A 23,942-nucleotide genomic window follows, 5' to 3' on the forward strand; every position below is an offset into this window, starting at 1 on the left:
TTATCACTTTTTGGTTTTTTAGCTGGTTCCATGTTTCGTCAGACGCGCACCATTGTGGTGAATAACCCCCAATCTGGTGCTCGCCGCTGCCTTAACCGCCCTGGGCTGACATACCACCGACCACAAAACTGGTGACCTGTTGAATTAGCGACTGCCAGTCGTCGGGGTTGTACTCGCCGTTGGGCAGACGTTCTTCCATGCGGTGGCTATCGGAAAACGCATACAGGTAAGTGCCCACCATCAACGTGATCCGCCAGTTGGCGTCCAGCTCGCTCAGCCCCGGCAATGCGTCCTTCAATGCGTCTACATAACGCTGAGTCGAGGAGCCATAGGCTTTGTCGCGCAGCGCGTAGGAAATATTCGGCGGCTCGGTGTGCAAACGCGCCTGAAGCCGAAGGAAGTGCCTTCCCTGAATGGACGTACGCAACACCACCGTTGGCAACAGGAAGGCTTCGACAATCGCTCGAACTGCCGGGGTCTGGCCTTGAGCCTGCAGCGTATCCAGATTTTTCAGACGCTCATCGGAAATGGCGCTGCCGCGACGCAGAAACACCTCTTCGAACAGCCCGTATTTGGAGCCGAAATAGTAGCTGATCAGTGCCTGGGTGACTTTGGCGTGCTGCGACACTTCGCGCATCGTCGTGCCCGCGTAGCCCAGATTGGCGAACAATTCTTCGGCAGCATCGAGAATCTCGTCGCGCAGGTTGCTGGCACCTTCCGGTCGGCCCGGTCCTTTTCTTGCGGTCTTGCCCTTCCCTGCCGCAGAAACTGCGTTGCCGCGACGGCCGATGATTGTCTGCATGGGTCCACGTTACCTTGAGGTTCCAACATTGATCCCGGCTGCACGGCAGAACGCTCTACCTCGGCGGAACCGGAAAAACAAATTAATTGATTAGCTCTTTAATTTCCAGCAACGATCCTGCCAGCGCTCTTTTGCAGCCTTGGGAGACTTCACGCGCCGGAAAGGCGATTGACGCTGGTGATCCGGCCGTTCCAGATCATTTCGTAGTGGGCGCTTTGGTGGATTGAGATGACATGCCGGGGGGTCAACAATGCCCAGCAGTGGTTGCCCGGCGAGCGGACAGAGTTGTAACGCAGCCCTGCCAGCGCCTCGTGTTTCAGGGCACTGCCCAGCTGATGCGAGTGGCTGTAATCGTCAGGGTCGTAGATCGGATGGGAAAGTTCAAGCGCGGTGGCATCGACACTGCCCGCCTCGCGAAAACGACAGGACAGGCTGCGAAACACGAAACGCTCATAGTTCAGTTTGTCTACGCCGGACCAGTAGCGCTGCTGATGGTGTCGCACTTCGGCGATCGCCGTTTCCATCGTATCCGCCAGATACAACACGCCGAAAGCGCCATCGCTGAAGCGCGAACCCGACGGGTTGACATGGGTAAACGGCGCGGTGGCATAGGAGCAACCAGGGATGCCGAAAGGAATGTCCTCGCGAGGAATCAGCTCCAGCCGCCCCACCTCGTTCAATAGCCGCGGATTGGTCATGGCCTGGATCTGGTACAACGTCTCGAACTCCTGCGCATCGGCCACATCATTGAACAGATCGATCGGCGGAAATTTGGAATTCACCAGACGATGGGCCTGCTGCTTTTCATCCGCCAGTGCAGGCAGCGCCTTCAGCGTCACCATTGTGCGCCTCGCAGCGCGTCGATCCGGCGGAAGGTCTCGTACAGGGAAATCATGTCGCCCTGAGCCATCACCTCCAGAGGCTTTCTGCCGTTGAAGAACTCGTTGTGGTTCTCCATGGTCGGGAAGCCGTAGACATTGTCAGGGTTGTCGAAAAGGGTTCGCAGCGTCGCGTGGATGTTCAGGACGAAGCTGATGCGCAGCGTTTGATCCAGGTCCAGGGCAACAGACCATTGGCTGTCGTCCTGCCTGGCACGGGTATAGGTACTACGGGAAATGCGCAGGATCCGACATGCCTGGTCGCTCGACGCTTGCCATTTATCCATGACACGCAGGGCCGTGCGCAAACCGACCACGCCTTGGGATCTGGAAAGTTGCGGAGTGTGTAAAGCAAGTGTCATGGCGGCGCCCATCTGAGTCTGTAGACGCCAATGTAGACTATATGATCCTGCAGACGCAACCCGCTTCAGCGTCGAATCGAGCCCGGATGCTCGGCATCGTCGCGCACCATCAGCATGATGGCGTCGCGTTTTTCCAACAGGTGATGACGAAGGATGCTGCTCAGGCGCTTGCCGTCGCGAGTTTCCAGCGCGTCGATCATTTCCTCGTGGTCGTGCAACGCGCGCTCCCATTTCGGCGCCTGCTGGTTGGAAAGAAAGCGCAGCGCCTGAATGCGTCTGTTCAGTGAAAGGTAAACCTGACGCAGCGCGGTATTACGCGCGGCCTGGTTGATGAGATCGTGAATGGCGCGGTTGCGTTGGTAGTAACCGGGCAAGTCATTCTGATTCTTGCTCACCACCATTGCGTAATGCAGGGCCTTGATCTCGTCGAGTTCTTCGGCGGTGATGCGCTCACAGGCCAACTCCCCGGCAAAGGCTTCTATACCGCTCATCAGTTCGAAGGTTTCGCGGATTTCCAGCTCCGACATGCGTGCGACCGTGGCGCCGCGGTTAGGGTTGATCTCGATCAGCCCCTCTACCGCAAGGACTTTCAGTGCCTCGCGCAACGGTGTGCGGGAAATCCCGAGGGTTTCGCACAGCTCCCGCTCGTTGAGCTTCTTGCCAGGGGCAAGAACACCCTCGGTGATGAAGCTGCGCAGGTGCTCGACGACCACGTCGTGCAGGCGCTGCCGCTCGACCTTGAGCATCGGCCTGGCGGTGCCCTGTTCGGCGACCTCTTCGAAATTTTGCATACAAGATCCTCTACAGCGGCGTCTGGAAGCCGTCGCCTTATGCTTGAAACACTCATCAGGTGCCGAATATTAGCCCACTTTGAACGTTTGACACAGTGAGGGTGAGTGCTACTGTATTTTGCATTCAAAACACAAAAAACAAAAAGGAGTCACCGTATGCTGAAGCTCGACTATCACCCGGCCGGTCGTCACTTCCTGCAGATCCCCGGTCCCAGCCCGGTTCCGGACCGCATTCTTCGCGCGATGAGCTACCCCACTATCGATCATCGCGGCCCGGAATTCGGCGAGCTCGGACTCAAGGTGCTATCGGGCATCAAGCAAATCTTCAAGACCCAACACCCCGTGATCATCTATCCGGCCTCCGGAACCGGCGCCTGGGAAGCGGCGCTGTGCAACACCCTGAGCAGCGGTGATGAAGTGCTGATGTTCGAAACCGGTCACTTCGCCACGCTCTGGCAGAAGATGGCGCTGAGTCTGGGCCTCAAGCCGCAGTTCATTGGCAAGCCGGGTATCGAGGGCTGGCGCGGCGGGGTCGATGCGCAGATGATCGAGTCGCACCTGCGCGCCGACAGCAGTCACCGCATCAAGGCGGTGTGCGTGGTGCACAACGAAACCAGTACCGGCGTGACCTCCGACATCGCTTCGGTACGCAAGGCCATCGATGCCGCCGGTCACCCCGCGCTGCTGCTGGTCGACACGATTTCCGGGCTGGCGTCGGCAGACTATCGGCATGACGAATGGGGCGTGGATGTCACGGTGTCCGGCTCGCAGAAAGGCCTGATGCTGCCGCCGGGGATCAGCTTCAACGCGTTGTCGCCCAAGGCCATCGAAGCCAGCAAGTCCGCGGGGCTGCCGCGGAGTTTCTGGGCCTGGGACGAAATCATCGAGATGAACAAGACCGGCTACTGGCCGTACACGCCGAACACCAACTTGCTGTATGGCCTGTCCGAAGCGCTGGAAATGATTCTTGCCGAAGGCCTGGACAATGTGTTCAGCCGGCACAATCGTCTGGCCCAGGCCTGTCGCACGGCGGTCAATGCCTGGGGCTTGCCGATCCAGTGCGCTGACCCGGCCGTCTACAGCCCGGTGCTGACCGGCGTGATGATGCCTGAAGGCGTCGATGCCGACGCCGTGCGCAAGACGATCTATGAACGCTTCGACATGTCGCTGGGCACGGGCCTGGGCAAGATGAAGGGGCGCATGTTCCGCATCGGCCACCTGGGCGACTGCAACGATCTGACGCTGATGGCGACCCTCACCGGCTGTGAAATGGGTCTGCAAATGGCCGGGGTCAAACTGCAATCCAGCGGAGTGCTGGCGGCAATGGATTATCTGGGAGGCCAATCCGTACCCCTGCGACGCGAATGATCCAGAAGGCACTGCGCCTGTGCGCAGTGCCTTTGCAGCACACACGCACTATCCCGACTCAATCGCCACCCGGCGTGAACAATAAGAAACTGGAGATAGAACATGAAGCTGTTACGTCTGCGCCCCACCACGGTGGTGCTCTTCATGCTGTGCGCCATGTATTTCATTACCTACCTGGACCGCGTCAACGTCAGTACCGCAGCCGTCGGTTTCGGTGCCGAATTCAACCTCAGCAAAACCCAGATCGGTCTGGTTTTTTCTGCCTTCGCCTACCCCTACCTGGTTTTCCAGATCATCGGCGGCTGGGTCAGTGACCGTTTCGGCGCCAAGCGCACACTGGTGGTCTGCGGCCTGATCTGGGCCGCCGCGACGGTGCTGACCGGCCTCTCCGGCGGCTTCGTTTCGCTCCTTGTGGCCCGCGTGTTACTGGGCTTGGGTGAAGGTGCGACGTTTCCGGCGGCGACGGCAGCGATGTCACGCTGGGTGGCCAAGGATCAACGCGGTTTCGCCCAGGGCATCACCCACGCGTTTGCCCGACTCGGCAACGCCCTGGCCCCGGCGGCCATGATCGCGGTCATGGCCGCGTATGGCTGGCGGGAATCGTTCTATGTCTGCGCCGGCATCAGTTTCGTTTGGGTCATGCTGTGGATGGTGGTGTTCACCGAACACCCGAAGGATCATCCACGGATCTCGCAACCGGAACTTGAAGTGCTGCCGCCGCCCAAGCCCAAGAGCAAGATCGCCCTGCCCTGGGGTCGTCTGTTCAAGCGCATGGCGCCGGTCACCATCGTGTACTTCTGCTATGGCTGGACGCTCTGGTTGCTGCTCAGCTGGGTGCCGATGTACTTCATGAACATGGGTCTGGACCTGAAAAATACGGCGATTTTCTCCTCAACCGTCTTCTTTGGCGGCGTTGTCGGCGACACCCTCGGCGGCATCGTCAGCGACCGAATCTACAAACGCACAGGCGACTTGAACAAGGCGCGCAGTCGGATGGTTGCGATATGCCTGTCGCTGACCCTGGTCGCTCTGGTGCCGCTGATGTTCACCCATGACATGTACGTGTCACTCGCCTGTCTGGCGGTAGCATTCTTCTTTTCGGAAATGACCATCGGCCCGATGTGGGCCATCCCCATGGACATCGCCCCGGACCACTGCGGCACCGCCAGCGGCATGATGAACACGGGCTCTGCGATGGCGGCGATTGTCAGCCCCGTGGCAGCCGGGCTGTTGATCGACAAGTTCGGTAACTGGCAGCTGCCGTTTCTGGTCAGCATCGTGTTGCTGGCAATCGGCGTGATCCTGTCGTTCCGGATGCGCCCACAGAACAGGTTCGAGTACAGGAAGCCGGTGCGCCCGCAGATGCCTGAGCCACCTGTGGCCGTCGTTGCCAATAAATGAAAAACCACCTGTAGCACGGCTTGCCGGCGGGGGCGCTATTGAAATCGCTGCCGCCGGCAAGCCGAGCTACAGGTTGCATGCGCCCCCGAGCCAAATCCGTCAGCAATGCCCCTCTCTCTGCCGGACCAACCCCTCCAGGGTAAATCGTGCCTGGGCCAGGATCACCTCGCGCACCAGCTCCATTTCCTTTTGATCGATCGCCGTCCACTTCAGCGCTTCGAGCAGCTTGGGCTTCTGAACCTTGAACGCCAGCCCCTGGGTGAACAGCGCCATTGAGTGAATCACTGTGCGCTCATCCTCGACCGGAAACCCGGCCAGACGCGCGATCAACTGCCGAATCACGTTGCCGATACGCGTTTTGAAACGTTCCTCGAAAGCCGACGTCGCACTTTCGGGGCACAGTCCCGCCTGATGGCGATCGAGAAATGCGCGCCAGGCCGTGGTCTGCGGGCTGTCCTGAATGGTCGAGACCACCGCGCTAAGAATGCCCAGCGAGACCTCGATCAAGGCTTGATCGCCGGTGTCGACCTCGGCCAATGCCTGCTCCGCTTCTTGGACGGTATCGCCCATTTTTCGCCATAGCAGCGTGATCAAGTGCTCGACGCATGCCAGATAGACGCCTTCCTTGCCATCGAAGTAGTACTGCAGCGCGGGCGAATTCACCCCGGCGGCGTTGGCGATGTCCCGCGTCGATGCGCCGTCGTAGCCACGCTCACCGAACACCGCGACAGCGGCCTCGATCAGACGCGCGCGGGTTTCTTCACCGCGCTGGTAACCACCCTCGGTGGCAGGTTTATGTCGTGCCATGTGCAGCTCCCTTTCAGTACCGGGCCAAAATATACCAGTTGACAAAAATTCGCGAAAAAACGAATTTATTCCACCTGATATAAATTTGGAGCGACCTGATGTCCGCTGCACAACCCTCACCTCAGGTCATTCCTGAAGAAACCGCCAACGGCCAGCGTGGCAAGGCTCGACGAATATTGCTGGCGCTGGGCATCGCCGCGCTGCTAATTGGCCTGGGCTGGGGCATGTGGTGGTGGCTCACCGGACGCTTCATCGAAACCACCGACGACGCCTATCTGCAGGCCGACAGCATCAGCGTCGCACCGAAGATCAGCGGCTATGTCGGCGAGGTGCTGGTCGCGGATAACCAGACCGTCAAGCGCGGCGACATCCTGGTGCGGCTCGATGCACGCAAGTACCAGGCGGTCAGCGATGAAGCGTCGGCGACCATAGCGGCACGCATCGCCGACCTGGCCAAGGCCGAGGCGGATCTGCTGCAGCAGGACTCGACGATTGCCGAGGCTCGTGCCCAATTGCAAGGTGCCGAAGCCGACGCAAAACATGCGCAGATCGAAGTCGCCCGTTATGCGCCACTGGCACGCTCGGGCGCTGAACCGCAAGAGCGCCTCGCCCAACTGAACAACGAACTGGCCCAGGCCCGCAGCACCGTTGCGGCGAAACAGGCAGCGTTGCGCTCCAGCCAGACGCGTTATGGCACCTTGCAGGCCCAGCTGAAACAGGCCCAGGCGCAATTGGGGGTGGCCAAGGCCAGCGAGGCGCAGCGTCAACTGGATGTCGACGACGCGGTCATTCGCAGTCCGCTGGACGGTCGAATCGCCGACCGCGGGGTACGTGTCGGCCAGTACGTGCAACCGGGTACTCGCCTGCTGACCGTGGTGCCGGTGAACGCGATCTACCTGACCGCCAATTACAAGGAAACCCAGATCGGCGACATGCGCGCCGGCCAGGCCGTGACTGTGCATGTCGATGCGCTGCCGGGCCACGAGCTGCAGGGCCACATCGACAGTCTCGCCCCCGGCACCGGCGCTCAGTTCGCATTGCTGCCGCCGTCCAACGCCACCGGCAACTTCACCAAGATCGTGCAGCGGGTGCCGGTTCGGATAGCCCTGGACGTGACCGACGATGTTCGCCCGGCGCTGGTGCCCGGCCTGTCTGCGACAGTGGACGTGGACACCCGCACCGGCAAGGCAGACGCGAGCCATGGCTGAAGCGACGCTGACCGCCCTGCCCGCCGACAAGCCCCGCAACGCCTCGCTGACTGACTGGATCGCAGTCGCGGCAGGCTCGTTGGGGGCCTTGCTGGCGACGCTGGATGTCTCGATCACCAACTCGGCGCTGCCGCAGATTCAGGGTCAGATCGGCGCAACGGGCACCGAAGGCACCTGGATCGCTACCGGCTACCTGATGTCGGAAATCGTCATGATCCCCCTCGCCGCCTGGCTGACCCGAGTGTTTGGCCTGCGCCGCTTTCTGATCGGCACCGCGCTGATGTTCACCTTCTTCTCGCTGTTCTGCGGCCTGTCGTCGAGCCTCGGCGCGATGATCGCCGGACGCATCGGCCAGGGTCTTGCCGGCGGCGCGATGATTCCGACCGCGCAGACCATCGTCCGCACGCGCCTGCCGCCGCATCAGTTGGCAATCGGCACCACGTTGTTCGGCATGACGGCGATCCTGGGGCCGCTGATGGGGCCGGTGGTCGGTGGCTGGCTGACGGAAAACATCAACTGGCGCTGGTGCTTCTTTCTCAACCTGCCCATCAGCATCGCACTGATCACCTTGCTGCTTACCGGACTTCCCGCCGAGAAGATGAACCTTGAGCGTTTCATCAAGGCCGACTGGCTGGGCATTATCGGGCTGGCGATGGGTCTCAGTTCGCTGACGGTTGTACTTGAAGAAGGCCAGCGCGAGCACTGGTTCGATTCACTGCTGATCATCTGGCTGAGCATTGCCGCGGTGGCCGGCTTGTTCCTCATTGTCGTCGGCCAAATCAGGTCGAGCACGCCCATCCTGCGTCTGCAACTGCTGCTCAACGCCAGCTTCGGCAGTGTCTTGCTGATTGCCACGGCAGTCGGTGCCGGGCTGTACGGCACGGCTTATCTGGTGCCCCAGTTCCTCGGCATTCTGTCCGGCTACAACGCGCAACAGTCAGGCTCGATCATGTTGCTCTCGGGCATTCCGGCGTTCCTGTTAATGCCGGTGCTGCCGAAAATGCTGGGCCGCTATGACCTCAGGCTGATGGTTGGCCTGGGTCTGCTGCTGTATTGGGGCAGCTGTTTTCTCGACACGCAGCTGACCTCTGAAAGTGTCGGCCATGATTTCGCGCTTTCGCAATTACTGCGCGGCGTCGCGCAGATCCTGGTAATGATGCCGCTGAGCCAGTTGTCCATGCGCTCGGTGGAGACCAGGGACGCGGGGGATGCCGCCGGGCTCTACAACATGTCCCGCAACCTCGGCGGCACGCTGGGCCTGGCGCTGCTCGGTGTACTGATGGATCGGCGCAGCCACTTCCACGACGATGTATTGCGCGAGGGTATCCTGGCCAACAGCCAACTGGCGCAGGACCACATGGCGAGCAACACCGCGAGCTATCTGGCGCAGACCGGCGACCCTTCAACGGCGCAATTGCAAGCCTTCGCGCAGCTGGCCAACGACATCGCGCAGCAAGCCTCGGTGCTGGCCTACAACGACGCGTTCCATGTGCTGGGCCTGGCGATGCTGGCTTGCCTCCCTCTGATCTTCATCTTGAAAAAGCGCGCGGCGCAGGCAGGCTCACCAAAATGATTGCTCGTTCATTTCCTCTTCTGCTGACTCTCGGCCTGTTATCTGCCTGCACCGTCGGCCCGGATTATCACGGTGCGCCTGTCGTCGCACCGAAAACCCTGGCCGCCGGGCGTCTGCCCCATGCCGACGAAGCGGCCTCCAGGGAACCGGCGGTCGCGCAGTGGTGGTGGTCGCTGGGCGATCCACAGCTCAATGAACTCATCAGCCAGGCCATGCAAAACAGCCCGGACATCGCCACGGCGCAAGCACGCCTGCGGCAATCGCGCGCCAGCCTGAGCAACGCGAACGCCGATCTGATGCCGAAAATCAGTGGCGATGCCGCGATGCTCAAGTTGCGCTCGCCCGACACCTCGGCGCTTGGTGGTAACAACGGAGGCAGCGGTCGCGGCCCATTAACGCTGTACCTGGCCGGCTTCGATGCCAGCTGGGAAGCCGACCTGTTCGGCGGCACCCGCCGGGCCATCGAAGCGGCGCAGGCCGAAGCGCAGTCGTCAGAGGCGCGGTTGGCGGACGCTCAGGTACAGCTGGCCGCCGAAGTGGTGCAGAGCTACGCCGATCTGCGCGATCAACAGGCGCGATTGGCGCTGGTGGACGCCAGTGTCGATATCGAACAACAGGCCCTGGACCTCACCCGTCAGCGTCGCAGCCGCGGTGTGGCCTCACAGTTGCAACTGGAGCAAGTGCTGACTCAAGCGGAAAACACTCGCGCCCAGCGGCTGCCGCTGCAGGCGTCGATTGTCGAGTCGGTGGATCAGTTGGGCCTGCTCTGCGGCCTGGAACCCGGCGAACTGGACACTCGCCTCAATACGGCGCGGCCGTTGCCATCGATTCCCGCCCACGTGCCGTTCGCCGACCCTGCTGCCATTCTCAAGGCGCGGCCGGATATTCGCGTCGCTGAGCGTGCGCTGGCTTCAAGCAATGCGCAGATCGGCGAAAAGAAAGCCGACTGGTTCCCGAAACTCAGTCTCATGGGTGACCTGTCGTTCTCGGCCGCCGACCCCGGCCATCTCGCGCGCAAGGACAACGGCACTTGGCTGCTGTTGCCGCGGCTAACCTGGAACGTCCTTGATTTCGGTCGCGTGGCGGCCGGCGTCGAGGGCGCGCAAGCCGGGCGTGACGACGCCCTCGCGCAGTACAAACGTGTGGTCTTGAGTGCGCTGCGGGATGCCGATGTCGCCCTGGCCCGTTATGGGCATCAGCGGGAAAACGTCGTCCTGCTGCGTAACGTCGAAGCATCGGCGGTACGCGCTGCCGATCTGACTCGACAGCGCTATCGCGCGGGCACCGCCAGCACCCTGGACTGGCTGGACGCTGAGCGCACCCGGTATCAGGCGCAAGAAAGCCGAATCTCCGGCGATGCCGCCCTGCTCAAGGACTTCGCTTCGCTGCACAAATCGCTGGGCCTGGGCTGGACACTCTGACAGCCCATCTCTCGATCAGTGTCCCGCCACGACGGTGTTGCCATGTCGCGCGCCGGCGGGAAAGCCGCTCACACGGGCGTTCAGGGCGATCGAAAAACTGATCAGCAACAACGCCAGCAGCACCCACGGGAACGAGACCACGCCGAACCGATCGAGCAGCACACCGCCGAGCAATCCTGCGGCGGCAATGGCGCTGTTCCAGACCACCACGTTCATCGACAACGCGACATCCGCGCCGCTGCCTGCCGAGTCAGCGAGGGCGGTTTGCAACAGCGTGGCGGCGCCGCCGAAGGTCAGCCCCCACACGAACACGCCGACGAAAATCGCCACGGCAGAGCTTGAAGCGATGCCGAAAAACACTGAAACCACCGCGAAGCTCGCCAGGCTCATCAGCACCGCTGTTCGTAGATGACCATCGACCAGCCGCCCCGTGATCCAGATGCCCAGCAACGCTGCAATGCCGAACACCAGCAATACCACGTCGACCCTATCTGCCAGCCCGGCCGCCGAGACGAACGGGGCGATGTAGGTATAGAGAATGTTATGCGCCAACATCCAGGTCACGACCACGCCGAGCACCGGACGCACGCCCGGCGTCGTGAACACCTGACCAAGTGCAAGACGTTGCGAGGAGGATTGGCCGGGGTAATCAGGCACCTTGATCAGCACCCAGGCAATCAACACCAGGGTCAGGCCGGACATCAGCGCGAACGCCATGCGCCACCCTACCAACCCGCCGAGCCAGGTGCCCAACGGCACGCCGAGGGACAGCGCAATGGGCGTACCGACCATCGCGATTGCCAGCGCTTTGCCCTGCAGCGGCACCGACACCATGCGCCGCGCATAGCCGGCCAGCAGGCTCCAGGCGAGCCCGGCAGATACGCCGGCGAAGAAGCGTGCGACCAGTGTCAGCGTGTAGCTGGAAGACAGTGCGGTGATCGAGTTAAACAGCAGAAAGCCGATGATCGTCGCCAGCAGTACCGTACGGCGTCGCCAGCCTTGTGTCGCGATGGCCAACGGGATGGCGGCCAGCAAGGAACCCAGCGCATACACGGTGACCATCTGCCCGGCCCACGATGCCGAAATATCCAGCCCCCGGCTGATTTCAGGCAGCAAACCGGCCGGTAGCGTTTCCGTCACGATGCAGATGAAGCCGGTCATTGCCAGCGCCAACAGCGCTCCAAAGGGCAATCGCTCGGCCTGCTGCTGTAGTTGTGGCTCGGGTGTCGTCACAAGTCTGTACCTCGTAATTTACGTATCGATTGGTACAGATATTGGGCAATGGCAAAAATTTGGTCAATGACTTTTGTATCGAGTAGTATCGATCTCGTCACTCTGAAGGAGTCTCGTATGGCGCAGATGGGCCGCCCTCGCACTTTCGATCGCGAGCAGGCGATCGAACAAGCCATGCACCTGTTCTGGGAGCATGGATATGAATCAACCTCGCTCAGCCAGTTGAAAGCCGGCATTGGCGGCGGGATTTCCGCGCCCAGTTTTTATGCGGCGTTCGGGTCAAAGGAGACGCTGTTTCAGGAGGCGGTCCAGCGCTATCTGGACACCTTCGCTCAGGTGACCGAGTGCCTGTGGGATCCGGCATTGCGCCCGCGCGCGGCCATCGAGCTGGCCCTGCGACGCTCGGCCAAAATGCAGTGCGAACGCCACCACCCCAAGGGCTGCATGGTGGCGCTGGGCGTGATGAGCGCGCCGACAGCGGAGCATGCGCAGGTCACGGAAAAACTGACCATCTCGCGGGCCAGGACCCGTGCCGGCTTCATCGCCTGCGTCGAGCGGGGTGTTGCCGATCAGGAGTTGCCTGCCAGCACCCACCCGCGTGCACTGGGAGCGGTGTTTGACAGTTTTTTGTTGGGGCTGTCGACGTTGGCCAGGGATGGGGTCAAGCACCGCGTGTTCGAGGCCGCGATCACCCAGATCATGACGGTCTGGGATGCTCAGGCGACGCAGCGAATGACGTCGCTAAGCGATTGAGTAGACGTTCCAGCGATCGCTACCGCCGACAAGCCGCGCCACTGGTTTTCCAAATGGCTGAGCCCCACGGGTTTACCGACGATCCAACCAAACCGTCTGCGCATTACAAAACTCACGAATCCCGAAATGCGACAGCTCACGACCAAAGCCGCTCTTCTTCACCCCGCCGATCGGCACACGCGCATCAGACGCCGTGTAACCATTGATGAACACGCCGCCGGTCTCAAGGCGCGCAGCGATATCACGCGCCTTACTCACGTCAGCCGACCACACACTGCCCGCCAGACCGAACTCACTGTCATTGGCCAGTTCCACCGCATGCTGCGCATCACGCGCGATGATCAGGGATGCCACCGGACCAAACAGCTCCTCCTTGAACGAGGTCATGCCGGGGCGCACATCGGCAAGAATTGTCGGCGCGTAATAGTTACCCTCGCCGGCGATTTTCTCCCCGCCGAACAACAACGTCGCGCCTTCGCCGAGTGTCTTCAGCACCTGCTCATGCAACTCGTCACGCAAGTCATAACGAGCCATCGGGCCGATATAGTTGTCCTCAGCCAGCGGATCACCGACCTTGAGCGACTTGACCGCTGCCACGAACTTCTCGGTAAACGCCGGCAGCACACTTTCCTCGACGATGATGCGCTTGGCCGCTACACAGATCTGGCCGCTGTTCTGATAACGCCCGATTGTCGCCGCCTTCACTGCTTCATCGAGATCAGCATCGGCCAGCACGATAAATGGATCGGAGCCACCCAGCTCCAGCACGCATTTCTTCAACGCAGCGCCTGCCTGGGCGGCAATGGCAGAACCTGCGCGAACGCTGCCGGTGACCGCGACGGCAGCGATGCGCGGATCGGCGATAGCCCTGGAAACGCCCTCGTTGCCAACGTTGATCACTTCGAACACACCCTCCGGCAGGCCGGCCTCGGCCCACGCATCACGCAGTAGATACGCGCTGCCCATGACGTTCGGCGCATGCTTGAGCACATAAGTGTTGCCCGCAAGGATCATCGGAATCGCACCGCGCATGACCTGCCAGATCGGGAAGTTCCACGGCATGACCGCCAGGATCGGCCCCAGAGGCAGGTAGTCGATCCAGGCCTTGTCGTTTTCCACCGGGGTCTTTTCCGGGGCCAGCATAGCTGGGCCGTTTTCGGCGTACCACTCGCAGGTCGCGGCGGTCTTTTCCACTTCGCCACGGGATTGAGCGATAGGCTTGCCCATTTCGGCGGTCATCATCTGCGCCAACGCTTCGGCATTTTTGCGCAGGACCTTGGCGATCTTGCGCAACTGCTCGGCACGTACGCTCACCGGCTCTTTGCGCCATGCCTTGAAACCTGCAGCGGCGCGGCTCAGGGATTGCTCGAGATCAGCGGCTTGTTCGAACGGGTACTCGGCGAACACCTTGCCGGTGGCCGGATTCAATGAAATGGCATGAGTCGGGGATGCATGTTGTGACATGACGATGCGCCTTCTGTAGGGGTTGATCTTCACCACCGGGCTGACACCCGTTGCCGAAGTCTTGGGACCACGATAGGCTCTCGCAGAAATTTTCGATAATGAATAATTATCAAAAATACATTCTCTAAACGTGAAAGACTGAGATGCCCCATGGACCTGACCCAACTCGAGCTGTTCAAGGCCGTCGCCGAAGAAGGCAGCATCACCGCCGCCGCCCAGCGCCTGCATCGGGTGCCGTCCAACCTGACCACCCGCATCAAGCAGCTGGAGCAGGAATTGGGCGTCGATCTGTTCATCCGCGAGAAGCTACGCCTGCGCTTGTCGCCTACCGGGTGGACCTTCCTTGACTACGCCCGCCGCATCCTCGATCTGGTGGAAGAGGCCCGCCAGGCCACGTCAGGCTCCGAGCCACAAGGCGTTTTCTCTCTGGGTTCGATGGAAAGCACCGCCGCGGTACGCATTCCCTCCTTGCTCGCTGAATTCCACCAGCGCTACCCCAAGGTCGAGCTGGACCTGTCGACCGGTCCCTCCGGCGACATGATCGACGGCGTGCTCTCGGGTCGACTCAGCGCGGCATTCGTCGATGGCCCGCTGCGGCATCCAGAGCTGGAAGGCATCGAGCTGTTCGAAGAAGAGATGCTGCTGATCACGGCGGCCAGTCATGAACCGATGACGCGAGCGCAGGAAGTGAGCAGCAAGACCGTGTATGCGTTCCGTCAGAACTGCTCATACAGGCGGCACTTCGAAGCCTGGTTCAAGGCGGACATGGCCACCCCCGGTACGATCTTCGAGATGGAGTCCTACCACGGCATGCTCGCCTGCGTCACGGCAGGCGCGGGGGTGGCGATGGTGCCGCGCAGCATGCTCGAAAGCATGCCTGGGAGTCGTAACGTGCACGCCTATCCGCTCAGCGAGGAGTTTCGTTATCTGAACATCTGGCTGACCTGGCGACGGGGCGTGCGTTCACCGGCGCTCAGCGCATTCATCGATCTGGTGCAGAACGCGGTGCAGCGCGACGCCGAACCGCGCCTGGCCGGTTAACCCGCTCAGGGCTTCTTGTAGCGCAACCAGACCGCGCCGCCTTCCTGAACCTCGGCCGAGGTCAGCGCCAGGTGGGCGGGTTGCTTCCAGGCATCGGCCGACACTTCGAAGGACGCCGGATGATCGCCCCGGCCATCCACCAGCGGCAGGATCAGTACGCTCACTTCGTCCACCAGTCCGGCGTTGACGAACGAGCCACTGACGTGAGGACCACCCTCGACAATCAGCCGTTTGCAGCCCAGTTCCTTGCCCAGAATGTCGATTACCTGCTTGAGGTCGATGTCGGTTTTGCCGGCGAAGATGTACGACACGCCCACCGATTGCAAATAGGCCAGGTAATCGTCCGAAACCCCTTCGGTCAGCACTTCAACCACGTGAGAATCAAGGGCAACGTTCTTCTTCCAGGCGACCTTGCCGTGAGGATCGATGGAGATGGCGTAGGCCTTGGCATTGCGCTCGACGAAGTGATGGGTGCGAGCGATCGGCGCTTTCGCCAGGCCCGTGGGATAGCCATCGTCGTGAGCGATTTCCTGCATCGTCACTCGGCCGCAGATCCATGCGTCGAACTCGAAGGTCTGGGCGAGCTTCTCGTAGAGATCGCCGGCGTCCTTCTTGAATGCGCGATCCCAGCCGTCGGTAAGGGCGTGACCGTCCAGCGACGACATCATGTGGCAGATGACATAAGGCTGCATGACTGACTCCATAGTGGGTGAGCGATGGATGGATGAGCGATGTAGAACCGACCGGGAATGCGAGACGATAGTTCAGCGCATTCCGACCGGTTCCCGCCGATCATCCTTTGCGCCGCACCGCCGCGCATTTGATCTCCACCAGAATGCCGGGGTGCGCCAGCTCGCTACACCGATGCAGTTCAGGCGCACAGGCCGCAAGGAATCGACGGTGGCTGGCTCATAAGCGCCGCCTTCGACAAGCGCGCGATCATCACGCCGGAAGCTGCCCCTGCCCGCTCTCGATGATTTTTGCGAAATTCATCACGTTGTTCACGTAGTTCGGATCGCCGACTCCACCAGCGTTGGACAGATCGCTCTTATCCACTTTGTCGGGGCCTGAGTTGTAGGCCCTCAGCGCCGAGCCCACATCGCCGAATGCCTTTTGCTGGTCGCGCATGTACAGCGCACCGGCCATGATGTTGTCGTGGACGTTGTTCACGTCGGCGTTACCCAGCAGATCGGGGTTTTCCTTTTTAACGCCGGCGAAGGTGTCCGCGTTGACCTGCATCAGGCCCGCATCGGTCTTGCCGTTGACGTTGGTGGTGTCCTGACCCAGCTGACCGCGAGACTCGGCCCAGATCTGCCCGGCCAGCACGCTTGCCGGCACGCCGGTCGCATTGGAAGCATCCATGATGTCCGCGCGGTACGGTTCGAGTTGCTTGGGCAAATGCAGATCGCCGGGGCCGCTTGGCGAGCTATTCTCCGACACAGCGCTGGCAGCATCATCGGTCGGTGCGCTCACTCCCGAGCCAGCGTCCGCCGAAGCTACGGAATCGCCACCGCCCTCGCCTGCTCCGCCTTCGCCACCCGCGCCATCGACACTACCGCTCCCTCCACCACCACTGCCACCGCCGCCTTGAGTCGCCAGATTGTTGGCGTTCGGTTGATCGGGGTTGTTCTGCGTGAGCATCTGCATCAGCTCCATCAGCAGGCTCATGATCTGCTGGACGATTCCGGTCTGATTCAGAGTGCTCTGATTGTCATTGCCCGACAGCGGATTGCCCGCCTGCACTTGCGGATCCTGGCTATTGGGCGGCGCGAAGTTGACCTGCGATTGGGTGGAACTGGCGAACAGCAATGTGCTCGGATCAATGCTCTGATTGCCACTGCCACCGCCATTCAACGGGTTGTGCTGCGCTGACTTGCCACTCAGCGACGAGAAGTCCGTGGGCGTACTCAGATCCTGCAGCGGGCGAACCGACGAAACACCGATACTCATGATCGTTTACCTCTTTCAGGTCAGGGGGAATCAATGGGCCTTGGGAATGCCGAACTGGTCCAGAACCGGATCGACGTTGTGATCGAAGGCTTTCTGCGCCTTGTGTTTTTTCACCGCTTCGATGATGGCCGAGATGCCGAAACCCAAACTCATGGCAGCGTCGGCGATCCAGCCGACCACCGGGATCGAGGCGCCGATCGCAGCGCCGGCAGCCATGCCTGCGGCCTCCCCGGCCACCATGCCCGCGACCCGTCCGCCCACCTTGGCCGCGACCTCACCCAGCCCCGCGCGGCCAGCGGATTTGGCCACTGCGTCGTACCCCTGCTTGGCCGCCGAGAGGCCGGATTTGGTGCTGTCGTAGATGGTTTTTGCCGCGTCGGTCTTGTCGCCACGGGCCAGCATGTCCGAGACCGAGGCGAACCCTGCGACTGACTGCAACGCCTCCGGCCCCATCCGTGACGCGACCTGCGCGGCCATGGACGGCGCATGGTCCTTGTCACCCTTGGCGCTTTCCAGCAGTTTGCGCCCGACCTTGGAATCCTGAAGCTGGGCGAAGGTGGACTGCACGTAGCTCGATTGCTGGCCCTGGACGAAATCCTCGGGCAGCACGCTGTCGTAGGCCGCTTTCTGTGCATCGGCGCTGTTAAGGGCCTGCTCGCCGTCGGCTTTCTTCTGGTGCAACAACTGCTTCGCAGCGCCACCTTCGCTGAAGTTGCGCACGTAGGACTCCTGAACCTTGCCCTGCAAATCCGGCCGCTGCCCCAGTACCTGTTGTGCGCTGGGTACGTTGGCATCAGGCCCGAGCAAGTCTTTCTGCATCTGCAGCTGTGCCGACAGCCCGCCGATGGCGCTGCTGTAATCGGGATTAGGTTTGTCTTTGCTGGTGGCCTCGTCGGCGGTCTTCAGGTCGGTCTGCAGCGCCTCGCCGCTGTTGACCTTCTGCATCTGCTCGTTGACCGCTTTTTGCAAGGTCGGGGTGCTGTTCACCAGGGCGCGCGATTGCGCAGGGATCTGCTTGTCGAGAAACGCCTGAACATCCGGGTCAGCCTGCAGCTGGGAGATTTTCTCGTTCAGTGCGTCTTCGGTTTTTTCAGTTTTGCGCAGGTCATGTCCGGCGACCACGCTTTGCTGGGTCTGCTGCAACTTGACCATCACCGCAGCCTTCTGCTCGCCGCTGTATTTCGATGGGTTATCGAAGACGTCCTTGCCCAGCTTGCTGATGTCGGTGTTGGCCACCGAGTTGAGGGTCGCCGCGTCACTTAGCACGCTGGCGAATTCCCCGCCATTGGTGGGCGCCTGTTTCTTGATCCAGTCGCTGATATTGCTGGCGCTGAATTGCTTGTCAGGGCTGTGGGCTGCCAGTGATCGTCCCTCAAGGCCGCCCTGATCGATCTGCGTGAGAAAGCCCGGTTGCGACCAGGTTTTGGCCGCCTGCTTGAGTGGCCCGCCCAGGCCTGGGTTGTCGTTCTGAATGGCTTTCAGGCCATCAGCGTTGGTCAGGTTGTTGACCTTGGTCTTGTCGTCGGCATCCAGCGCGTGTTTGGGGTCGGCGGCCCGGGTCAGCGGCTCGTTGGCGCGCATCAATGCGGCGCTGCGCACCAGTTCCAGCGATTGCGGATCGGCATCGGGGTGGTCCTTCTGGTAGTTGGCGATGTCCTTGTCGCCGCTGTCAGCGGCCTTTTGCATGTTCTTGGCGAAAGCCTTGAGATCGCCGTCGGTGATCTTGCCGTCAGCCTTGCCGCCATGCTTGCCGGTATCGACAGCGGTTTTCAGCGACGGGTTGGCGTTGATGAAGTCCATGGCCTTGGCCGCATCCGGGCCTTTCTCGGCGGCCATGCGCGCTGCGGCGATGGGCCTGTTCAGCTCTTTCGCCGCTTGCTCACGCTGATCCGGCGGCAAGTTGGCAACCATCGGCGCCCAGCGCTCCAGTTCCTTGGGCGAAGAATATTTGGAGTCGTCGAGAAAACTTGCCTCAGCGGCCTTGGGCTGATCCGCGGATTTGGCGGTGTCGGTGGGCACTGTCGGTTTAATTACCGTGACGTCACTGACCGCTGCCGGTTTGCTGGCTGCAGTCGGCGCCTGAGTGGGCGTGTTGGCGGGCGGCGTCTGAGTGCGGTCTGGCCGAGTGGTATTAGGCTGCGAGGCATTCGGCTGGGCCTGGGCATTGCCTTTGAACAGCTGCGTGAGTTGCGTCAGCAGGGACGACAGCTGTTTTTTCGTTGATTCCACATCGCCGGCAGGTTGCGCGGTGGCAGCACCGAACTGCACGTTGGGGTTGACCGCGCCGCCCTGGGCCAGCAGCGTTTTTGGCCCATTGAGCGCGGATTTGCCGAGGGGCGATTGCTTGATGGAATCACCGCTGTCGGACTGGGGCGCGATACCGCTGTAAGGGCTGTTCGAAATACGCATGGGAGTCGCCATCCGGGAATGAAGGATGGCAACTGTGTGGTTCGAAAAGGAAGTCGGTTCCGGAAAATGTTTCTGTTTGTGTCGGCCATGTTCGATTCGGCCGGCCTTACCAACGACCTTAATCGTCATCCGTCGCCGGGCCCTCAAGGCCAGTTGCTTCCAGCCCTGACAGGGGGGGCGGTACCCGTCCCATCAATCCCGTTGATGAACACCATAACGCCGAATGTCTTCAGGTTCCGTGGGGCTCGCGTAACATCGCCCCATCACTTCCCCCCTTATCGACACGGATTACCTACCATGACTGTGCATCTGATCAACGCCGCCGCTCTCACTGTCGTCACCGTATTTCTGGTCAATCGCGCCTTTGCGTTCTACGACCTGGTCACCGCTGCGACGGTCTCCGAGCACATCTGAAACGGTCTCGCCGTTTCGGCTGCGCTCGGCCCACGCTGGCACAGCCTCAGGCGAACGGGTCCATCTGCCGTTTCAACTGCTCCCTTGCCCGGGACAGCCGTGAACGCACCGTGCCGATGGGCACGCCCAGCGACGTCGCGGTCTCCTGATAGTTACCGTCCATTTGCAGTGACACCTCGATCACCCGCTGCATGTTCGAAGGCAGCGTGCCGATCGCCTTGACCACCCGAACCAATTGCCGATGCCCGTCCACCTGATGGCCGATATCGCCGTGGCTGTCGAGTTCGGAATGGGTATGGTCTTCCCAACTTTCCTGATAGGGCTGACGATAAAGCTTGCGAAAGTGATTACGGATCAGGTTCAGCGCGATGCCGCAGAGCCAGGTTTGGGGTTTGCTCGCATTCTGGAATTTATGCTCGCTACGCAGCGCTTCGAGAAACGTGCATTGCAGGATGTCATCGACATCGTCCGGGTTCATCACCCGCTTCTGAATAAACGCGCGAATCATCTTTACCTGATCGCTGGACAACTGGCGGATTCCTTGAGTCGAATGACGGCCGGCGGAAGGTTCAATGTCGAGTATCGCGAGACTTGGAGACATCAGGGCTCTTCCTTGTTTGAAGTGTGTAAGCCCTATAGCGATATGCATGCCAGCCGATTTACTGCCGCAACCTATTGATTTTATTACCTTATTAAATTATGCACCTTTCACGCTGTGCAAGATCTTGCGCGAGCACACTGATTGGCAAACGATTTTTGGCACAGACTCATCGAGCGGCGACTTGATGGAACCGTAATCCCCGCACGGCCCACTCAGAGCGCATGACCACGCTCAGAATCGTCCTATGAAGATCTCCGCTCCCGTTGTGACACAAGCGCTGCGCGCCCTCGAAACCGCCTCTGCGAATGCAGTCAAGGGCGCGGCGACTCCCGTCATGGCGCTGCGCACCAACACGCCTAATATGGGCGGCACCTCGCCGCAACAGGTGTCGCGATTCGCTGCAGCGCTGGTGCAGCAGACCCGCAATCTCGGGCAGCGGGAACTGCTGGCCAGCAGCAATGCATTGCAGTCCCGGGCCGTGAAGCTGGGCGAGTTGTATCAGCTGCTGATGGGCAGCCAGGACAGCGGGCTCGACGATGCGGCGCGCAACATGCGCAAGCAGTTGCAGAAACAGCGGGCCGCCAGTCTCGAGCAGGTGCTGGGCTTCGCCGAGGGCGACCCGGCCCGGGCCCATGTGGTGCTGCAAGCCGCGCGCAAGCAGGCCCAGACCGATGGCGCGACGGGCGAGCATGTAGTCCTCACCCAGCAACTGAAGCTGCTGCGCCGCAAGTACGGCAAACGCGCCCGCGCAGGCATCAACAGCGCCAAGGCCTTCGCCAAGTCAGGAATCGACAGCAAACGTCGCGGCGCCCTGCGTAATTTGTACGATGTTGCGATTGCCGGGCAGCAAAACATCAGCGGCCTGATCGACGCCCTGCTCAACGACCAAGAGCAAGTCGGGGAATTCGAAGTCAATCTGCGTGACATGCGCTGCGCCATCGCCGACGACCTGTCGGCGCTCACCCCCTCCACCTCGCCCCAGCAGTTGCGCACGCTGATGCACGGCCTCAACACCGCGCGCCACGTCGCCACGCTGCTGCAAAGCTGCGAGCACCTGCTGGGGCGCATGCGCAACAAGAATCCCGGCCTGCAAGTCGACTCGGCCGCGTTTCTCAAACACCTGCTGGCGCTGTCCGGCAAGGGCATGAGCCTCAATGAAACCCTGCAACTGACCCAGCACATCGGCGGCAAGAAACTCAAGCATCAGCTGGCCTTCCTCAACGGTTTGCGACCGATGCTTCAACAGCTGCCGATCCTGCTGTGGCGCGACATGAAAAGCCGGCAAAACGCCTTGGGCAACCTGCTCATCCTCATGGCCGAGCTGACTCGGCTGGAACAGAACCAGCTGCATGGGGGCCTCGCCTGATGGATCGTGTCATCAACCTGCTCAACCAACTCGCCCTGGCTGCGATGCGCCGTTCGGAAATCGTCGGCGCCTTCGTGGTCATCGCTATCGTGTTCATGATGATCACGCCGCTGCCTACGGGCCTGGTGGATGTGCTGATCGCCATCAACATCTGTATCTCCTGCCTGCTGATCATGCTCGCCATGCACCTGCCCCGGCCGCTCGCGTTCTCGACCTTCCCGGCGGTGCTGTTGCTGACCACCATGTTTCGCCTGGCCTTGTCGATTTCCACCACGCGCCTGATCCTGCTCAACCAGGACGCCGGTCACATCGTCGAAGCGTTCGGCCAGTTCGTGGTCGGCGGCAACCTGGCGGTAGGCATGGTGATCTTCCTGATCCTCACCGTGGTCAACTTTCTGGTGATCACCAAGGGTTCGGAACGGGTCGCTGAAGTGGGCGCACGCTTCACCCTGGACGCCATGCCCGGCAAGCAGATGTCCATCGACAGCGACTTGCGGGCCAACCTGATCAGCGTCTTCGAAGCGCGCAAGCGTCGCTCGGAACTGGGCAAGGAAAGCCAGCTGTTCGGGGCCATGGATGGCGCCATGAAGTTCGTCAACGGCGACGCTATCGCCAGCCTGATCATCGTTGCCATCAACATGATCGGTGGTATCGCCATCGGCGTGGTCCAGCACAACATGAGCGCAGGCGATGCACTGCAGGTTTATACCGTACTGACCATCGGTGACGGCCTGATCGCACAGATTCCGGCGCTACTGATCTCGGTCACCTGCGGCATGATCATCACCCGCGTCCCCGATGAGGAGCGCGCCGAGGCTAATATCGGTCGCCAGATCGCCGAGCAGATCACCAGCCAGCCGAAGGCGTGGATCATTGCCGCGGTGGCGATGCTCGGGTTCGCCGCCCTGCCCGGCATGCCGACAGCGGTGTTCATCGTCATCGCGATCATATGCGGCACCGGCGGGCTGCTGCAGTTGCACAGGGCCAGGCCCAAAGCCGAGCAAGCCCAGGCGGTGGCGGTGGCACCCGAGATGAATGGCCGTGAAGACCTGCGCACCTTCTCTCCCAGCCGCCAGTTCGTGCTGCAGTTTCACCCCAGCCAGAATCCGGCGCAGGTCGAAGCGCTGGTCAGCGAAATCCGCCAGCGCCGCAACCGTCTGGTGGTGCAATACGGCCTGACCCTGCCCTCGTTCATCATCGAGCAGGCCGAGCATCTGCCACCGGATGAGTTTCGCTTTTCGGTCTACGAGGTGCCGCTGCTCAAGGCCACGTTCACCCAAAGTCACGTCGCGGTGGATGCGCGCCTGCTTGAAGAATCGCCAGACGCCGGCGTGTATGGCAGTGTCGAGCGCCAGGAAGGCCATTGGCTGTGGCTGCCGGCGGACGATCCGCAGTTGCAGGACATTGATGTCGAGCAGGTCGACGCCATGACCCTGATCATCGAGCGCATGGAGCGTGCGTTGCAGTCTTGTGGCCCGCAGTTCATCGGGCTGCAGGAGACCAAGGCGATTCTCGGCTGGCTGGAAAGCGAACAGCCGGAACTCGCCCAGGAAATGCAGCGGGTGCTGCCGCTGGCGCGGTTTTCGGCGGTATTACAGCGTCTGGCATCGGAATGCGTGCCGCTGCGAGCGATCCGGGTGATCGCCGAAACCCTGATCGAACATGGCCAGCACGAACGCGAAGTGACCGTACTCGCCGACTACGTGCGCATCGCCCTGAAATCGCAGATCTACCACCAGTACTGCGGCGCCGAAGGGCTGCTGGTCTGGGTCCTCACGCCGGAAAGCGAAGGCATTCTGCGTGACGGCCTGCGCCAGACCCAGACCGAAACCTTCTTTGCCCTGGACAACGAAACCAGTCAGCTGCTGGTGCAACAACTGCACATCGCCTTCCCGGTGCGTACCGCCGAACGGGCCGTGCTGTTGGTGGCACAGGATCTGCGCAGCCCGCTTCGTACCTTGTTGCAGGAAGAGTTCTACCACGTGCCAGTGCTGTCCTTCGCCGAAATCAGCAACGCGGCGCAGGTCAAAGTGCTTGGCCGCTTCGATCTGGAAGAAGACCTGGATGAGCTGGATAACGAGTACGCCGCTTGAGTTCCTG

20 protein-coding genes are annotated in these 23,942 nt (G+C 61.3%); 9 read left to right on the forward strand and 11 right to left on the reverse strand.

What is annotated here, in order from left to right; translation table 11 throughout:
* Window positions 1-91: 91 nt before the first annotated feature.
* From CE491_RS09335 to CE491_RS09350, 4 genes are all read right to left on the reverse strand, one after another.
* The gene (locus tag CE491_RS09335; protein ID WP_110948071.1) at window positions 92-802 is read right to left on the reverse strand and encodes a TetR/AcrR family transcriptional regulator; all 711 of its coding nucleotides are present in this window, start codon (window positions 800-802) and stop codon (window positions 92-94) included.
* Between the two features lie 149 nt (window positions 803-951).
* Window positions 952-1,644, reverse strand: a complete 693-nt coding sequence (locus tag CE491_RS09340; protein WP_110948072.1) for an RES family NAD+ phosphorylase — start codon at window positions 1,642-1,644, stop codon at window positions 952-954.
* Window positions 1,638-2,042: an antitoxin Xre-like helix-turn-helix domain-containing protein gene (locus CE491_RS09345; RefSeq protein ID WP_110948128.1), complete on the reverse strand. Its 405-nt coding sequence runs from the start codon at window positions 2,040-2,042 to the stop codon at window positions 1,638-1,640. Before CE491_RS09345 ends, CE491_RS09340 begins: the two co-directional genes overlap by 7 nt.
* A 65-nt stretch (window positions 2,043-2,107) precedes the next feature.
* Window positions 2,108-2,833, reverse strand: coding sequence for a GntR family transcriptional regulator (locus CE491_RS09350; protein ID WP_110948073.1), 726 nt, complete (start codon window positions 2,831-2,833; stop codon window positions 2,108-2,110).
* Window positions 2,834-2,989: 156 nt separating this feature from the next.
* Between CE491_RS09350 and CE491_RS09355 the strand changes: the two genes are divergently transcribed.
* Both CE491_RS09355 and CE491_RS09360 read left to right on the forward strand, forming a co-directional pair.
* Window positions 2,990-4,201, forward strand: coding sequence for a pyridoxal-phosphate-dependent aminotransferase family protein (locus CE491_RS09355; protein ID WP_110948074.1), 1,212 nt, complete (start codon window positions 2,990-2,992; stop codon window positions 4,199-4,201).
* A gap of 102 nt (window positions 4,202-4,303) precedes the next feature.
* The gene (locus CE491_RS09360) at window positions 4,304-5,602 is read left to right on the forward strand and encodes an MFS transporter (RefSeq protein WP_110948075.1); all 1,299 of its coding nucleotides are present in this window, start codon (window positions 4,304-4,306) and stop codon (window positions 5,600-5,602) included.
* 99 nt (window positions 5,603-5,701) lie between these two features.
* Here the strand turns inward: CE491_RS09360 and CE491_RS09365 are convergent, their stop codons facing one another.
* Window positions 5,702-6,409 carry a CerR family C-terminal domain-containing protein gene (locus CE491_RS09365; RefSeq protein WP_110948076.1) on the reverse strand — a complete coding sequence of 236 codons (708 nt, stop codon included), beginning with the start codon at window positions 6,407-6,409 and terminating at the stop codon, window positions 5,702-5,704.
* 98 nt (window positions 6,410-6,507) lie between these two features.
* Here CE491_RS09365 and CE491_RS09370 point away from each other — a divergent pair, with 98 nt between their 5' ends.
* From CE491_RS09370 to CE491_RS09380, 3 genes are read left to right on the forward strand one after another with little or no spacing between them, the layout of a single operon-like run.
* Entirely contained in the window at window positions 6,508-7,617 is a 1,110-nt protein-coding gene (locus CE491_RS09370; RefSeq protein ID WP_110948077.1) for an HlyD family secretion protein, read from the forward strand.
* The gene (locus CE491_RS09375) at window positions 7,610-9,190 is read left to right on the forward strand and encodes a DHA2 family efflux MFS transporter permease subunit (protein ID WP_110948078.1); all 1,581 of its coding nucleotides are present in this window, start codon (window positions 7,610-7,612) and stop codon (window positions 9,188-9,190) included. The genes CE491_RS09370 and CE491_RS09375 overlap by 8 nt, the downstream gene beginning before the upstream one ends.
* Complete coding sequence (locus CE491_RS09380) at window positions 9,187-10,611, forward strand: efflux transporter outer membrane subunit (RefSeq protein ID WP_110948079.1); 1,425 nt, start codon at window positions 9,187-9,189, stop codon at window positions 10,609-10,611. Before CE491_RS09375 ends, CE491_RS09380 begins: the two co-directional genes overlap by 4 nt.
* A 15-nt stretch (window positions 10,612-10,626) precedes the next feature.
* On the opposite strand, the gene CE491_RS09385 is transcribed toward CE491_RS09380, so the two are convergent.
* Window positions 10,627-11,772, reverse strand: a complete 1,146-nt coding sequence (locus CE491_RS09385; protein WP_110948129.1) for an MFS transporter — start codon at window positions 11,770-11,772, stop codon at window positions 10,627-10,629.
* Between the two features lie 189 nt (window positions 11,773-11,961).
* Between CE491_RS09385 and CE491_RS09390 the strand changes: the two genes are divergently transcribed.
* On the forward strand, window positions 11,962-12,597 hold the full coding sequence (locus tag CE491_RS09390) for a TetR/AcrR family transcriptional regulator (protein WP_110948080.1): 636 nt from the start codon (window positions 11,962-11,964) through the stop codon (window positions 12,595-12,597).
* A gap of 72 nt (window positions 12,598-12,669) precedes the next feature.
* Here CE491_RS09390 and CE491_RS09395 read toward each other — a convergent pair whose 3' ends face one another.
* Window positions 12,670-14,061, reverse strand: a complete 1,392-nt coding sequence (locus tag CE491_RS09395; RefSeq protein ID WP_110948081.1) for an aldehyde dehydrogenase family protein — start codon at window positions 14,059-14,061, stop codon at window positions 12,670-12,672.
* 150 nt (window positions 14,062-14,211) lie between these two features.
* Here CE491_RS09395 and ptrR point away from each other — a divergent pair, with 150 nt between their 5' ends.
* Window positions 14,212-15,102, forward strand: a complete 891-nt coding sequence (gene ptrR / locus CE491_RS09400) for a putrescine utilization regulator PtrR (RefSeq protein ID WP_110948082.1) — start codon at window positions 14,212-14,214, stop codon at window positions 15,100-15,102.
* A gap of 5 nt (window positions 15,103-15,107) precedes the next feature.
* Here the strand turns inward: ptrR and CE491_RS09405 are convergent, their stop codons facing one another.
* From CE491_RS09405 to CE491_RS09420, 4 genes are all read right to left on the reverse strand, one after another.
* Window positions 15,108-15,794, reverse strand: a complete 687-nt coding sequence (locus CE491_RS09405) for a RibD family protein (protein WP_110948083.1) — start codon at window positions 15,792-15,794, stop codon at window positions 15,108-15,110.
* A gap of 250 nt (window positions 15,795-16,044) precedes the next feature.
* Window positions 16,045-17,052: a lytic transglycosylase domain-containing protein gene (locus CE491_RS09410; protein ID WP_110948084.1), complete on the reverse strand. Its 1,008-nt coding sequence runs from the start codon at window positions 17,050-17,052 to the stop codon at window positions 16,045-16,047.
* Between the two features lie 30 nt (window positions 17,053-17,082).
* Window positions 17,083-19,461 carry a type III effector HrpK domain-containing protein gene (locus tag CE491_RS09415; protein WP_234407558.1) on the reverse strand — a complete coding sequence of 793 codons (2,379 nt, stop codon included), beginning with the start codon at window positions 19,459-19,461 and terminating at the stop codon, window positions 17,083-17,085.
* A 460-nt stretch (window positions 19,462-19,921) separates the two neighbouring features.
* A complete protein-coding gene (locus CE491_RS09420; protein WP_110948085.1) occupies window positions 19,922-20,476 on the reverse strand; it encodes an RNA polymerase sigma factor in 555 nt (184 codons plus the stop codon).
* 244 nt (window positions 20,477-20,720) lie between these two features.
* On the opposite strand from CE491_RS09420, the gene sctW reads away from it, so the two are divergent.
* Together sctW and sctV are read left to right on the forward strand one after the other, a co-directional pair.
* Complete coding sequence (gene sctW, locus CE491_RS09425) at window positions 20,721-21,842, forward strand: type III secretion system gatekeeper subunit SctW (RefSeq protein ID WP_110948086.1); 1,122 nt, start codon at window positions 20,721-20,723, stop codon at window positions 21,840-21,842.
* Window positions 21,842-23,935, forward strand: a complete 2,094-nt coding sequence (sctV, locus tag CE491_RS09430) for a type III secretion system export apparatus subunit SctV (RefSeq protein WP_110948087.1) — start codon at window positions 21,842-21,844, stop codon at window positions 23,933-23,935. Before sctW ends, sctV begins: the two co-directional genes overlap by 1 nt.
* Window positions 23,936-23,942 lie beyond the last annotated feature (7 nt).

The organism is Pseudomonas bohemica (assembly GCF_002934685.1).
GTDB lineage: Bacteria > Pseudomonadota > Gammaproteobacteria > Pseudomonadales > Pseudomonadaceae > Aquipseudomonas > Aquipseudomonas bohemica.